We start from the raw sequence: 13,458 nt of genomic DNA, 5'->3' as shown, positions 1-13,458 counted from the left end.
GACGCGGCGACGTCCCCCTCGGGAGTTTCTGCACCGGCTCGGCGTCATCTGCCGCGCGGCCGAGCAAGAAACGGTACCCTCCCACCCCCGTTCGGGGGGAGCGCCCGGGGCGCGTGCCACCCGCCGTGTGCGCCGGGCGCGCCGAAGCCCGCCCGGAGGCGGTCTGGTCCGCCGGCGGCCGCTGCGCCTACGCTCGAACTCACGCACGCCACCCGTACGCAGATCCGTATGTCAGATCGCACCCGCGCCCGCCCGCGCCACCGGGCGCGCCGGGCACTCAGGAGGGCGTTATGTCACCCGAGCCCGTCGCCGCACCCCCCGGTCCCGTCCTCCCGGACCCGGCCGACCCCACCCGGCGCACCGCCGCCGTCCGCATCCCCTTCCCGGCCCGGCTGAACCCGCACGCGGAGCGGGCCAGGCAGCACACCCTCCAGTGGGCGCAGGGCATGGGCCTGCTGACCGGCGACACCTCGGCCGCCGAGTACGACGCGCTGCGCCTGGAACGGCTGATGGCGTACTTCTACCCCGACGCGGGGGCCGCCGACCTGGAGCTGTCGGCCGACTTCAACGCCTGGTTCTTCATCTTCGACGACCAGTTCGACGGGCTGCTCGGCGCCCAGCCGGAGCGCATCCGCCGGCTCGTCGCCGACCTGTCCGCCACGATGGCGCTGGAGCCGCACGCCCCGGCGGACGGCCCGGAGCCCGACGGCCCGCTGGTCCGCTCCTTCCGCGACATCTGGCGGCGCTCGACCGACGGCACCCCGCGGCACTGGCGGATCCGCTTCCGCGACCACTGGCGCGCCTACCTCGGCGCGCACGAGGGCGAGGCCCGCCACCGCAACGCCGACCGGCTGCCGGACCTGGCGGACTTCCTCACCGTCCGGCGCGAGACCATCGGCGTGCGCCCGTGCCTGGACTTCACCGAGCGCTGCGGCGGCTACAGCCTGCCCGACGACGTCCACCGCGCCCCGGCGCTGAGTGAGATGCGGGAGATCACCTGCGACGTGGTGATCTTCGTCAACGACATCGTGTCGCTGGTCAAGGAGCTGGCCGCGGGGGACGTCAACAACAGCGTCGTCGTCCACCGCGCGCACCGCGGCTGCACGGTCGAGGAGTCCGTCGCGCACATCGCGGGGCTCGCCAACGCGCGCACCGCCCGCTTCGTCCGGCTCGCCGCGGACCTGCCGCGCGCCCTGTCCGGGCTGCGCCTGGACGGCGCCGACCGCGCGCACGTCGACCACTACGTGGAGGGCATGCGGCACCTCATGGCCGGCAACCTGACGTGGTCGCTCGCCACCGCGCGTTACGACGAGGCGGGCGTCGCCGCCGTCAGCGGCGGGCGCCGCCGCCCGTGGAGCCTGCTGGTCGCCCCCGGCCCGGCGGAATCCTGCGGCCCCTCGGTGCGTTGACACCTGTGCCCGGAAAACGCGGGGACCGGGAAGACGCAGGACCAGACGCGAGGAGAGGACGGAGATGGCCACGCAGACACAGCGGGCGGTTCTGGCGGGCGGATGCTTCTGGGGGATGCAGGACCTGATCCGCAAGCTCCCCGGGGTCACCGCGACCCGGGTCGGCTACACCGGCGGTGACGTCCCGAACGCGACGTACCGCGACCACGGCACGCACGCCGAGGGCATCGAGATCCTCTACGACCCGGAGCGGACCGACTACCGCGCGCTCCTGGAGTTCTTCTTCCAGATCCACGACCCGACGACGAAGAACCGCCAGGGCAACGACATCGGCCTGGCCTACCGCTCGGCGATCTACTACACCGACGACGAGCAGAAGCGCGTCGCCGAGGACACCATTGCCGACGTCGAGGCCTCCGGCCTGTGGCCCGGCAAGGTCGTCACCGAGGTCGAGCCCGTCGGCCCCTTCTGGGAGGCCGAGCCCGAGCACCAGGACTACCTGGAGCGCTACCCGGACGGCTACACCTGCCACTACCCGCGGCCGAACTGGCGGCTGCCCGCCCGCAGCGGGAGCTGACCGCCGCGGCCGGACGCGCGGGCGCCGCCCCGCACTGCGGGGCGGCGCCCGCCGTGCTGTACTGGCCGGTATGGAGCGCAAGCATCCGGCGATGCCGTCCCTGCGCCCCGGACACGGCCACGCGGGCCGGTCCGGCGCGGCGGGCCGCGCCGCCCGGCAGGCCGACCGGCAGCGCGAGCGGGTCCGGCTCATGATCCAGATCACCGCCCGCGCCGGGGAGTACCGCCGAGGGCTGCTGCACGCCGTCTCCCGGCTCAGCCCCGAGGAGGCGCAGATCCTGTCCGACCTGGAGGAGCACGGCCTCCAGGTGCCGCAGATGCACGACGTGCTGTGCGGCGGCCACGTCCTGGTCGACGACCCCGGGCTGTACGACCGCTGGCGGGCCGGCAAGGGCAGCCACCCGCGGATCTCCAGCCACCACCGCGACATCGACAAGAAGCGCTACCCGGACATCGGCATGCGCGGGCACGTGGTGCGCGAGAAGCTGCACGGCCGCACCGCCACCGGCACCTGGGTGCAGCTGGAGAAGACGCCCGCGGCCTTCGGCGGCAGCAAGATGCCGAGCCTGGACGACCTGCGGCACCTGATGGACTACGTCGTCTACCGCTGCACCGGCAGCAACGTCGGGCCCTGGGGCCTGTCCCGGATGACCGAGCGGCGCCCGATGTACCTCTCGCCGCTGGTCGCCGTGCCCACCGCGCTGACCGCGCCGGTCGCCGGGGCCCTGTCCACGACGCTGCGCCGGATCGAGCAGTCGGACGACACCACCTCCGTCTCCGGCGAGCTGGCCGGCCGCTTCCCGCCCCCCGAGCGGGCCGACCCGGGCGCAGAGCTGGGGCAGGCCCTGACGGGCCGCGGCGGGCGCGGGCTGTTCGGCAGCTCCGAGGTCTGGGTCACCCAGACGCCCTCGCGGATCGCCGCCCGGGTGCTGCGCGAGCGCCGCGACGAGGCCTCCGGGCCGGATCCGGCCCGTCCCGGCGGAGGGGCGCAGTGAACGCGCAGGCGGCCGGCGCCGCGGACCAGCCGGGTGCGGCGGCCGTACCCGAGGGGCTGGTCACCGCCGTGGTGAACATGGTGCACACCGGCCCGGTGCTGCTCGGCGCCTACACCATCGCCGAACTGACGGCGGTGGACGCGATCGTGGACTTTCTGGAGGCCCGCCCCTCCGAGGACGAGCTGACCGAGGCCGTACGCTCGCTGGCCGCCCGGCAGTTGCTGCTGGCCGGCAGCGGCGGGGAGCAGGTGCAGGTGCGCGGCGACCTGGGTATCGCGGTGGCCTTCCAGCAGCGCGCCCGGATGGTGCTGGACGCCCGGATCACCGGCTCGCAGCCGGGGGAGCCCTGGCGGGTGCTGCTGCTCCCGCAGCCCGAGCACATCTGCCTCATGGTGCGCATCGACGCGCTCGGCGTCCACCAGATCAGCCTGCACACCTTCGACGAGTCCCTGCGGATGCTCACCGAGTGGCTGCCGCGCGGCAGCGCCGCCGACCGCGACCGGACGCCGGACACCGACGCGCTGCTCGCCGCGGCCGAGCGCTCCGCGCTGGTGACCGTCACCCACTACACCGCCGAGGGCTCGGCGGAGATCGCCGGCGAGAGCACCGACCTGGTGCTGGCCCGGCGGGACGGGCGGCTGCACGTGCTCGCCCGCGACCCCGGGCGGCAGGAGCGGCTGGTCCCCGAGCGGCTGGAGGGCAAGGAGGGCGTGCGCGACCGCATCGCCGGCCTGCTGACCGGCTGAACCGCCCCCCTCGCCCGCGCTCGCGCCCGGCCTACGCCTCCGCCGGCAGCGCGACCGCGCCCGCCAGCGGAAGGACCATCAGAACCCGGTCCGAGCCCGCCCCGAAGTAGTCGCTGCGCCGGTCGACCCGGGAGAAGCCCAGCGACAGGTACAGGTCGAGGGCGGCCTCGTTGGCCGGCTCGACGGTGAGCCACACCTCCCGTACCCCCCGCAGGCACAGGCCGCGCAGCGACTCGGTCATCAGCAGCCGGCCGAGGCCGCGGTGCCGGCACTCCCGGTCGATCGCCAGGCCGAGTATCCAGCAGCGGGACGGATCCGACGTGATGCCCGCCAGCACGTAGCCGCGCAGAGTGCCGCCGTCGTCGACCACCAGGAGGTCGTCGCGGTAGAGGTCGTAGAACTGCCGCAGGACGAAGTAGGGGTAGGCGTGCTGCTGGAAGACCTCCTGGTCCAGGCGGTGCAGTTCGGGCAGGTCGGCGTCGGTCACCGCGCGCACGCGCGGCGGCAGTTCGCCGTCGGCCGGGACGAGCGCGGGCGCGCAGGCCGGCAGCAGCGGCGTCACACGCGGGCTGCCGGCGTCGGGCAGATGGATCGTCATGCCACTCCTCGGGAGCTGGGGACGGGGACGGCGGGCCGGTCCGGGACCCGGTCCGGGGGACGTACGGAGGTCGACGCCGCGTTCGCCCGTTCGGCTGACATGGGCTCTCGCGCGTGCGTAAGGTGGAGCCGGCGCCGTGTTCACCGGATCTGACCAGGATCAGCTGCGTTTACCCGCTGTTCAAGGTGGGATACGGATGAAATGCGCGTATGCTGCCACGCGCCCTCCGTGCGCCCTGCGTCATTCCAGCCGTTCGCACGGTGGACTCCGGACACCAAGTTCGCGGCTATTATGGAGAGATGGATCTCGGAACGCCCCGAACGGCGAATGACGCTGCGCGCCCGCCTGCTCCACGGCTGAATTCGGACGCGCCCTGGGACGCGTTCGATCCTCAGGCCTACGTTGATCATAATTACGGTCGACTGCGCTCCGATGATGCGAAGATCCTCGAAGTCGTGCGCAAGCATTTCGCCGACCACTTCCGGGACACCCTCGACGCGACCGGCGCCCGGCTGCGCGGAATCGACGTCGGCCCCGGGGCGAATCTGTACCCGTCGATGTCCATGCTCCCGTGGTGCGAGACCATCACGCTGTACGAGCACTCCGCCGCCAACGTCGGCTATCTGCGCGGCCAGCGGGAGTCCTACGACGCCCACTGGGACCAGTTCTGGGACGCCCTGTGCGAGCAGGAGGTCTACGCCCGGCGGGTGGCCGACCCGCGGGCCGCGTTCGCCCGCGCCGCGCGGATCGAGCAGGGAAACCTGTTCGATCTGGGGGAGCGCAGCGAGCGCTGGCAGATCGGCACGATGTTCTTCGTCGCCGAGTCGCTGTCCACGTCGGAGGCCGAGTTCCTGCTCGCCGTCGAGCGCTTCATGCGGGTCCTGGAACCGGGCGCTCCGTTCGCCGCGGCTTTCATGGAGGGCTCGCTGGGATACCAGGTCGGTGACACCCTCTTCCCCGCGTGCAGTGTGACGACGGCCGATGTGCGCAGGAGCCTGAGCCCGTTCGCGGAAGGCGAGGACGTCGCGATCACTCCGGTCGGAATGCCCGGCGGTGCGTTGCGCGAAGGATACGAGGGAATGATCGTGGCCTGCGGGCGGCGCGGGCCCGCATAACACGTACGGAGGAATCCGACCGGGGTGTGTCCGGGCACCACAGGGAAGTGCAAGGGTGCACCTGGTGGAGGGGTGGGGAATGCAGATCAAGCCGCGGCAGCACCTGCTGGACATCTGGCAGGCCATTTCACGCCATTCGTTTGCCGCCGGCAGCTGGGAGTGGGGTGATCCGGACAGCAGGAGCAGTGTCGCCGACGCCGAGCGGCTGCTCTGCCTGATGTATCCCGCCACCGAAATCCCGGCTTTCCGGCTGGACGACCCGGACACCACCGAGCGCGATGTGCAGACCGCGCTCAAGAACGCCGGCGGGCGGGTGGAGATCCCGGCGAAACTCGTCAGCATCCTCGGCGACTTCATGCACAACCACACCACCGACGACAAGCGCCCCAGCTTCGCCGGCGGCCACTACTTCGTCTCCGCGGACCCGGACCTGGAGCTGACCGAGGAGCAGCGCAGCATCGGCGTGGTCGACTCCTTCTCGATGTCGATCACCCTGTGCCTGGCCACCCTCGGCTTCCTCAAGGTCTACTCGGGCAAGACCCGCCGCACCGACGTGCGCGCGCAGATCGAGGAGCTGCGCGCCGCCACCGAGACCCGGCTGACCGCCGCCATGGTGAGCCTGCTGCGCTCCTTCACCGTGAACGTCTTCGACCCCGACGAGCCGCAGGGCCGCACGCTGTGCGGGGTGCTCGGGCAGGGCCGGATGTCGGAACGCGTCGTCGTCGAGCGCTTCCAGCGCCGCTTCGAGGCACTGCGCGCGACCATCGGCGAGAGCCTGACCCTCGGCGTCGACATCGCCGACCGCCTCAAGGACGAGAACCAGCTCTTCGAGTGCGGCTGGGCGTGGACCCTGGTCAAGGAGGCCCCGCCGGTCGACACCACCGAGCCGATCGGCCCGCAGCCGATCGGCACCGCCCGGCCGATCCCGTACCTGTACTTCACCGTCGTCGCCCTCGACGGCATCCAGGACCTGTTCAGCGACCGCACCCTCACCCTGGGCCTGCTCACCGCCGAACAGCAGCGCCTGGCCGAGGCGTTACGACTGCGCTGGGAGATCACCCAGCAGTACTGGTCCGGCATCGCCCGCTTCAACGAGGCGACCTGGCCGCTGGAGGACATCCCCTGGCGGACCACCGGCCAGCGGCTGGAGTCCGAGTACTTCTCGCTCTGCGTGGCCTCCATCCTCGTCCACGACCTGGTACGCCGCCGCGCCACCGACGACGACCTGACCCGTACCGTCGCCGTCATGGAACGCCTCGCCGAGCGCGGCCGGATCAGCAGCCGGCTGATGGTCGGCGACAAGGCCGTCCACCTGCACAGCCCCGGTATCCGGCTGCCGCTGCAGGGCAGCAGCGAGACCGGCAACCCCATGCAGTGGACCATGGGCGACTTCTCCGCGATGCTCCTCAAGCGCAGCATCCAGCTGTGCACCCTGTCCCGCAACATCACCTCGCACGACCGGCTGCTGCGGCTCGCCGAGAAGATCTTCGACCACATGTGGAAGCGCCGCATCAACGCCGGCGTGGGCACCGGGCTGTGGGACAACGTCGGTTCCGTCTTCCCCGAGGCGAACGTCGACCCGATGGAGCTGTCCTGGGGCGTGACCGAGCGCGTCATCGAATGCATGGTCGCCGGGCGGCAGCTCTACGTGCAGTCCCCGATCCGCAGTTCCGACCTGATCAACTACGCCTCCTGGCTGCTCAGCGAGGCCACCCACCTGCTGGGCAACGAACAGCTCGAACCCACCTCGGCCCTCGACGCCTCCCGCGGGCTCGCTCTCAAGGGCGTCGAGGTCAAACTCAACCGCGCCCGGGACCTCGTCGACCGGCAGCCGGGCACCGCGGTGGCGCTCACGATGGAGATCCTCGGCGAACTCGACGGGCTGGCCCTGGCCAGACAGACCGCTTCGCGGGGAGTGTGACCGGTGCTCGTCTTCGCAGCCTCCGACAAGGGCGGCACGGGCCGCTCCGTCACCAGCGCCAACCTCGCCTTCCGCCGCGCCCTCGGCGGGGACGACGTGTGCTACCTGGACTTCGACTTCGGCTCGCCGACCGCCGCCGCGGTCTTCGACGTGCCCAAGGCGATGAGCGGGATCGAGCAGGGCGGTCTGCACTCCTACCTCCAGGGCAAGGCGACCGAGCCCTCCAGGCTGGACGTCTGGGCCGAGACCGAGCACCAGCTGCTGCGCGACCGCCCGGCCAACTCCGGCAACCTGGTGCTCCTCCCCGGCGACCGCAGCGGCGGCGAGTTCGCCGTCGGCAAGGACACCGTCAGCCGCTGCATCGACCTCTTCCTGCGGCTCAACAGCGAGTTCGAGGTCGTGATCGTCGACCTCAGCGCCGGCCGGAGCTACGCGATGGACATGGCCCTCGAGGTGACCGCGCGGCCCGAGATGCGCGGGGTGCGGGCCCGCTGGCTGGTCTACCACCGCTGGACGCGGCAGCATGTGATCGCCGCCTCCGGGCTGGTCTTCGGCCAGCGCGGCATCCTGGCCGGCGGTGTCGCCCGCGGCCACGACAAGGAGGAGCTGCGCTCGGCCATCCGGTTCGTCCGGGCCGCGGTGCCCGACCCGGAGGCGCCGCCGTGGTCGCTGGTGCCGCCCGCGCAGTCCTCGTGGATGCGCAAGTGCGACCAGGACCTCGACCGGCTCGCCGCCGACCGGGAGGTCGGCTTCAGCGCCGCCATCGGCGTGGTACCGCTGGAACCCGTCCTCCAGTGGCGCGAGCAACTGATCACCGACGAGGACGTGCTCTCCAGCCGGATCGCCAACCTGGAGACACTGGTGGCACTCCAGGACCTCGCCGACAAGCTCACTGACGACGAGGCGTGGGGGCCGGTATGACGGACACCGGAACGGCCGCCACCACCGTGCCCGTCACGGACACCGGGAGCGGCGCGGGCCCCCGTGCCGTCTTCCGGGAGACCACGGCCGAGCCGCGGGTGCAGTCGGTCCCGCTCGCCCAGCTGTCGCTGGAGCTCGGCCACCTCTACATGGAGGACTTCGAAGCCGGTCCCGAACGGCTGCGCACCCACTTCACCCAGGTCAAGCCGTGGGCCGACGCCGCAGGCGTGCTCGCCGCCGCCGGGGGCCGGCGGGCCCGGGTCAGCACCTGCTTCCTGGTGGACGACTACTTCACCCGCTTCTCCACCCCCGCCGAACTGCTCCCCATGGTCATCGCCGAGGCCGGGCGCGCGGGTCTGACGATCGACTACCTGGCCCGCGAGTCCGGCTGCGCCGTCGCGGACGGCACGGCGGTGGCCGAGGAGGTGCAGGCCCGCCTCGTCGAGTCGCCGCCCCCCGGCACCGACGGCAGCCGCCCGCCCGCGGTGCAGACCGGCTGGCTCGCCAACGGCCAGCGCAGCCCCGTCGGCGGCCTCACCGAGGCGATGGCCGGGGCCGAGCCCTGGCACCCGCCCGCCGAGACGGCCGCGCGCCGGCACTCCGTCTTCGTCGACGTCGAGCTGTGGGACGAGGTGGACGGCCGCCGCTGGTGGGCCTGCCCCTTCCTGGCCGCCGTCTGGCAGCTCGCCCGGCTCGGCCTGCTGCGGCACGCCGGGGAAGCGGTGCTGCAGCCCGTGCCCTGGACCGCCGCCGAATTCCCGCGCGACTGGGACGAACTGCCGCCGGTGATCCGGCTCAACCCCGCCGCGGCGCCGTTCTCGGCGTACCGCACCTGCTCCGTGCTGCCGGCCCGCTTCCTGACCGTCGAGCACGCGGTACGGGTGATCCTGGACCAGGTCGACATCGACGCCGAGGCGCTCGCGCAGGTCGCGCGGCGCTCGCTGAGCGAGGGCATGCCGGTGCCGGAGGAGATCACCGACCGCATCTCCTACGTCATGTACGCGGGCGGGTGACGTGATCCCGGGCGGCGGGACGACGGCGCTCGCTCCACCGGTGCTGGCCTGCGGTGAGGTGCGCACCTGCCTGCTGCAGAACGCGCAGGCGCTGCCCTCGCCGGCCGCGGCCGGCCTGCTGCGGCTGCGCGCCGGGCGCCGGGTCCTGCAGTCCGAGCGGCCGGGGGCGTACGCGCTCTCGCCCGACGTGCTGACCGGCGTCGACTGCCGGCTGCCCACCGCCTCCGGCGCCCGGGTCCGCGCGGTGGGCACCGTCACCTCGCGGGCCGCCCTCACCGGCGGCCGGCTGCTGCAGACCGACGCCTTCTGCACCGCGACGGCCGACGGCCCCGAGCGGCGCCGCCCCTGGGGCCACTACCTGGCCCGGCCCGGCATCGTCGAGCCGTTCGGCAAGCTGCCCGACCGGGATGTCGCCGCGGGCTGCCTGGGCGGCCCGGCGCGGCCCGGCGAGCTGGACCTGGGCGCCATAGCCGAGCACCTGCTCCGCACGGTGCTGCGCAATCCCGTACTGGACCAGGCGGCGCCCTTCCGGGCCCAGGTGACCCGGCTGCGCTGGGTCGCGCTGCGTGCCCCGGACGGCGCGGAGCCGTCCATCGAGAACTTCACCCTCGCGCAGGACGGTCTGCGCACGGTGGAGCTGCGGCTGGCGGGGAGCACGGGAACAGCCGCGGCGGCGAGGCTCTGCGAGGACCTCGCCCTGCACGACTGGCTGCTGACCACACTGGTGCGGATGGTCGAGCGCAGCCGGCTCGGTTCGGTCGACGGGCGCGTCGCGGTGACCGCGCTGCGCCCGGCCGTCGACCATCTGCTGCATCTGTGGATGCCCGCCGCGCGGGTGGACCGCCTGCTGCACCCGCTGTGGGAGGTGCTGGAGCGGGAACCGGGATTCAGCCGGCAGTGGCAGATCCTGGTGCAGCGGATCAGGGACCAGCTCGCGCTGCTGGCCGTCTCCGCGCATGTGCAGCAGCCATGACCTGCCCGCCCGCGGGCTCGTAAGCGCACGAACCCACCAGGGGGAGATGACGACATGGCCGGATCGCTGGAGACCGGGTCGGGGGCGCAGACCGCGCCGTCCCGGATGGTACCGCCCGTACTGTTCAAGACACTGCTGACCGCACTCGTCGGCGGCGCCACCTATCTGCTGACGGACGCCACCAACCAGCCCGAGGTGTGGAAGCTGACCTCCTCCATCTTCCTCGGCGGGGCGGCCCTGATCATCCAGTACATGACCGACTTCGAACGCCGGCTCACCTCCGTCGAGCACACCATCTCCGCGCACAACGCGGAGATGAAGGAGCTGGTCGCCAACGGCTTCGCCCGGATAAACGAGGCCACCGAGCTGTTCGGCCTGGTGGACCGGTCGGCGCTGCCGCCCGAAGGCGTCTCCCGGCTGATCCGCGGCGCCAGCAAGGTCGGCACCGGGTCGCCCGCCATCATGCAGGCCTTCGCACGCGCCGAGGTCGCCGAGCTCGCCAACCTGATGGAGAACCTCAACGCCAAACTCGTCGACTACGAGGGCGAGGACCACGACTGGATCGTCACCCTGACGGGCTGCGCGGTGGACACCATCGACGCCACCAGCACCGCCGTCGACCGCGACTTCTGGCCCAGCGAGCTGGGCCAGCGCTATCTGCGGGCGCAGCGCGACGCGATCGACGCGCACGGGGTGCGGATCCGGCGGCTGTTCATCATCGAGAAGCCGGAGGACAACACCATCGACCTCGGCCAGCTCTGCGACGACCAGCAGAGCCTGGGCATCGAGGTCAAGGTGCTGGCGCTGTCGGACCTGTCGCCGATCGCGCGCATGGACGAGACCAACGACTTCATCGTCTTCGACGAGTCGCTGTCCTACGAGATCGGCTCCGACCTGCGGGGCGTCAACACCAAGACGCTCATGGACCTGCGGGCGGACCGGGTGGCCAAGCGGGTGCAGCGCTTCCGGACGCTCTGGGAGGCGGGCCGCTGACGCCGGTGCCCCCGCGAATTCCGCGGGGGCACCGGCCGTTCTGCAGCGGGGGAGCGGGGATCAGGAGCAGGTGATCTTCGCGTCCGCCCAGTCGGCGTGGTCGCTGTCGTTGCCGTCGCCGCCGTCGGTGACGACCAGGTGGACCTCCTGGGCGCCGGTGACGTCGGCGGTCAGCGGGTGGCCGCCGGTGGTGCTGGTGACGACGCCGCTGTCGGCGACCTGCTTGCCGTCGGCGAGGACCTGGAATTCCACCGAGCCCTTGCTGTTCTTCTTCTCGTCGTCGATACCGACGGTGGCGGTCAGCGAGGTGCAGCTCCCGGCGGTGTAGTAGGCGACGTCACTGGGCGCGTGGGCGCCCAGGCCCTTGGCGAAGACGGTGCCGCCGAGGGTGATCGGGTTGCCGTCGCCGGACCCCGTCTCGCCGTTGCTGCTGTCGCGCTCGACCGGGCCCCAGCCGTTGCTCGCCGACTCCCACGACAGGTCGCTGAGGTAGGAGGTGCCGGCCGGCGGCGGGACGGCGACGGAGACCTGGCCGTTCAGCGGGACGCTGACGGCGCTGTCCTTGCCGACACCGCGGTAGGTCGCGGTCCCGGTGAGGGCGTAGGTGCCGGTGGCCGTTCCCGCGGGGACGTCGATGTGCCACGTCGTGCTCAGAGTGCGGCCGCCGGGGAGCGCCGGGGTGCTGGTGCGGCCCTTGGGACGGATCGACCAGCCCTCGGGGGCGTCGAGCTTCACCGAGACCTGGAGCGACGGCAGGGTGCCGAGGTCGGTGGCGTAGGCGGTGACGTCCGCGCCCTTGCCGGGCTGGATGTGCACGGACGTCCCGCCGACCCCGGCGTCGACCAGGGCCGGGTCCAGCAGGGCGCGGACGTCCCGGGAGACCCGCAGCAGCACGGTGCCGTGCGCGGGGACGGTGGCGGCCAGGGTGCCGGACGACTGGTAGTCGCGGTGCTGCCACAGGTCGCGCACCTTGTAGCCGGTGACGGAGGCGGGCAGGCCGGCGGCCTTGGCGGTGGTGGAGATGTGCTGCGGCTGGTCGGACTCGTTGTACAGCGCGACCGCGCGGTCACCGTTCGCGAGCTGCTTGACGACGACCTTGGTGCCGCTGTCCGTCGAGGCGAGCACGCTCGCCTGCTTGCCCAGCGAGTCCTGGTCGAGCGCGATGACCTCCTTGTTGAGCAGGATGTCCATCGTGGCCGGGGTGGCCTTGCGCAGGTCGGTGCCGATGAGCAGCGGGGCGTTCATCATCGCCCACAGCGAGAAGTGCGTGCGGTACTCGGTGTCGGTCATCCCACCGTTGCCGACCTCCAGCATGTCCGGGTCGTTCCAGGCGCCGGACCGGGCGTAGGAGGACAGCGGCAGGTTGGCGTCCGTGATGGACTTCAGGCTGCCCCAGTTGTCGCTGATGTCGCCGGTGGTGCGCCACAGGTTGCCGATGTCGCCGGCCCACTCCCAGGGCTGGAGCTGGCCCCACTCGCAGATCGAGTAGACGATCGGCCGGCCGGTCGCCTTGAGCGCGTCACCCATGGCGGTGTAGCGGCTCAGGAAGTCCGCCATGGTGCCGTCGCTCTTGTTGTTGCAGTTGTCGTACTTGAGGTAGTCCACGTCCCAGTCGGCGAAGGACTGGGCGTCGGTGGCCTCGTGGCCGAGGCTGCCGGGGTAGCCCGCGCAGGTCGCGGTGCCCGCGTCCTCGTAGATGCCGAGCTTGAGGCCCTTGCTGTGGACGTAGTCGGCGGTGCCCTTGATGCCGTCGGGGAATTTGGCCGGGTCGGGGACCAGCCGCCCGTCGGCGTCGCGGGTGTGGGTCATCCAGCAGTCGTCGATGTTGACGTAGGTGTAGCCCGCGTCCTTCAGACCGGAGCTGACGAAGTAGTCGGCGGTGTCCTTGATCAGCTGCTCGCTGACGTTGCAGCCGAAGGAGTTCCAGTCGTTGAAGCCCATCGGCGGGGTGAGGGCGAGGCCGTTGTCGACGGCGGCCGCGGACGGCGCCGTGGCGACCCCGGCGGTGATCGCGGCCACGCCCAGACCGCCTGCCCACAACGCGCCTGCGGTGACGCAGGACAGGATCCTGCGGGTGATCGGCATACGAGTCCCATCGTTGGTTCCGGAGAGAGCACCGGTGCGGCAGCCGACGCGGTCGCCACAGAATCCGACGCAACTCAACAGTTGGCGACATGACAGACCTCCTGTGTGGGACC

At 72.1% G+C, this 13,458-nt stretch carries 12 protein-coding genes; 10 read left to right on the top strand and 2 right to left on the bottom strand.

Features of this window, described 5'->3' with window-relative positions; genetic code table 11:
- Positions 1-290: 290 nt before the first annotated feature.
- The 4 genes from ACH4SL_RS36175 (at position 291) to ACH4SL_RS36160 (ending at position 3,726) form a co-directional block, all read left to right on the top strand.
- Complete coding sequence (locus ACH4SL_RS36175) at positions 291-1,409, top strand: isoafricanol synthase (RefSeq protein ID WP_398454284.1); 1,119 nt, start codon at positions 291-293, stop codon at positions 1,407-1,409.
- Positions 1,410-1,473: 64 nt separating this feature from the next.
- Positions 1,474-1,986: a peptide-methionine (S)-S-oxide reductase MsrA gene (gene msrA / locus ACH4SL_RS36170; RefSeq protein ID WP_398454282.1), complete on the top strand. Its 513-nt coding sequence runs from the start codon at positions 1,474-1,476 to the stop codon at positions 1,984-1,986.
- 70 nt (positions 1,987-2,056) lie between these two features.
- Positions 2,057-2,980 carry a hypothetical protein gene (locus ACH4SL_RS36165; RefSeq protein WP_398454280.1) on the top strand — a complete coding sequence of 308 codons (924 nt, stop codon included), beginning with the start codon at positions 2,057-2,059 and terminating at the stop codon, positions 2,978-2,980.
- On the top strand, positions 2,977-3,726 hold the full coding sequence (locus tag ACH4SL_RS36160) for a hypothetical protein (RefSeq protein WP_398454277.1): 750 nt from the start codon (positions 2,977-2,979) through the stop codon (positions 3,724-3,726). Before ACH4SL_RS36165 ends, ACH4SL_RS36160 begins: the two co-directional genes overlap by 4 nt.
- Before the next feature lie 31 nt (positions 3,727-3,757).
- On the opposite strand, the gene ACH4SL_RS36155 is transcribed toward ACH4SL_RS36160, so the two are convergent.
- Complete coding sequence (locus ACH4SL_RS36155; RefSeq protein ID WP_398454274.1) at positions 3,758-4,324, bottom strand: GNAT family N-acetyltransferase; 567 nt, start codon at positions 4,322-4,324, stop codon at positions 3,758-3,760.
- Between the two features lie 299 nt (positions 4,325-4,623).
- On the opposite strand from ACH4SL_RS36155, the gene ACH4SL_RS36150 reads away from it, so the two are divergent.
- The 6 genes from ACH4SL_RS36150 (at position 4,624) to ACH4SL_RS36125 (ending at position 11,260) form a co-directional block, all read left to right on the top strand.
- Complete coding sequence (locus tag ACH4SL_RS36150; RefSeq protein WP_398454271.1) at positions 4,624-5,439, top strand: SCO2525 family SAM-dependent methyltransferase; 816 nt, start codon at positions 4,624-4,626, stop codon at positions 5,437-5,439.
- A 79-nt stretch (positions 5,440-5,518) separates the two neighbouring features.
- Positions 5,519-7,360, top strand: coding sequence for an SCO2524 family protein (locus tag ACH4SL_RS36145; RefSeq protein WP_398454269.1), 1,842 nt, complete (start codon positions 5,519-5,521; stop codon positions 7,358-7,360).
- A 3-nt stretch (positions 7,361-7,363) separates the two neighbouring features.
- Positions 7,364-8,281: an SCO2523 family variant P-loop protein gene (locus tag ACH4SL_RS36140; protein WP_398454266.1), complete on the top strand. Its 918-nt coding sequence runs from the start codon at positions 7,364-7,366 to the stop codon at positions 8,279-8,281.
- Positions 8,278-9,294, top strand: a complete 1,017-nt coding sequence (locus tag ACH4SL_RS36135; protein ID WP_398454264.1) for an SCO2522 family protein — start codon at positions 8,278-8,280, stop codon at positions 9,292-9,294. Before ACH4SL_RS36140 ends, ACH4SL_RS36135 begins: the two co-directional genes overlap by 4 nt.
- A 4-nt stretch (positions 9,295-9,298) precedes the next feature.
- Complete coding sequence (locus ACH4SL_RS36130) at positions 9,299-10,267, top strand: SCO2521 family protein (protein ID WP_398454406.1); 969 nt, start codon at positions 9,299-9,301, stop codon at positions 10,265-10,267.
- Positions 10,268-10,321: 54 nt separating this feature from the next.
- A complete protein-coding gene (locus tag ACH4SL_RS36125) occupies positions 10,322-11,260 on the top strand; it encodes a hypothetical protein (RefSeq protein WP_398454262.1) in 939 nt (312 codons plus the stop codon).
- A 60-nt stretch (positions 11,261-11,320) separates the two neighbouring features.
- Here ACH4SL_RS36125 and ACH4SL_RS36120 read toward each other — a convergent pair whose 3' ends face one another.
- On the bottom strand, positions 11,321-13,345 hold the full coding sequence (locus ACH4SL_RS36120) for an NPCBM/NEW2 domain-containing protein (protein ID WP_398454259.1): 2,025 nt from the start codon (positions 13,343-13,345) through the stop codon (positions 11,321-11,323).
- Positions 13,346-13,458: the final 113 nt, after the last annotated feature.

Origin of the sequence: Streptomyces sp. NPDC021020 (assembly GCF_044333285.1) — a bacterium.
In the GTDB taxonomy this organism is placed as follows: Bacteria; Actinomycetota; Actinomycetes; order Streptomycetales; family Streptomycetaceae; genus Actinacidiphila.
This window is presented reverse-complemented; position numbering and strand designations above follow the sequence as displayed.

Coding starts and splice junctions, on each gene's coding strand:
- ACH4SL_RS36175 (WP_398454284.1), top strand. CDS start 291: ATGTCACCCGAGCCCGTCGCCGCACCCCCCGGTCCCGTCCTCCCGGAC.
- msrA (WP_398454282.1), top strand. CDS start 1,474: ATGGCCACGCAGACACAGCGGGCGGTTCTGGCGGGCGGATGCTTCTGG.
- ACH4SL_RS36165 (WP_398454280.1), top strand. CDS start 2,057: ATGGAGCGCAAGCATCCGGCGATGCCGTCCCTGCGCCCCGGACACGGC.
- ACH4SL_RS36155 (WP_398454274.1), bottom strand. CDS start 4,324: ATGACGATCCATCTGCCCGACGCCGGCAGCCCGCGTGTGACGCCGCTG.
- ACH4SL_RS36150 (WP_398454271.1), top strand. CDS start 4,624: ATGGATCTCGGAACGCCCCGAACGGCGAATGACGCTGCGCGCCCGCCT.
- ACH4SL_RS36145 (WP_398454269.1), top strand. CDS start 5,519: ATGCAGATCAAGCCGCGGCAGCACCTGCTGGACATCTGGCAGGCCATT.
- ACH4SL_RS36135 (WP_398454264.1), top strand. CDS start 8,278: ATGACGGACACCGGAACGGCCGCCACCACCGTGCCCGTCACGGACACC.
- ACH4SL_RS36125 (WP_398454262.1), top strand. CDS start 10,322: ATGGCCGGATCGCTGGAGACCGGGTCGGGGGCGCAGACCGCGCCGTCC.
- ACH4SL_RS36120 (WP_398454259.1), bottom strand. CDS start 13,345: ATGCCGATCACCCGCAGGATCCTGTCCTGCGTCACCGCAGGCGCGTTG.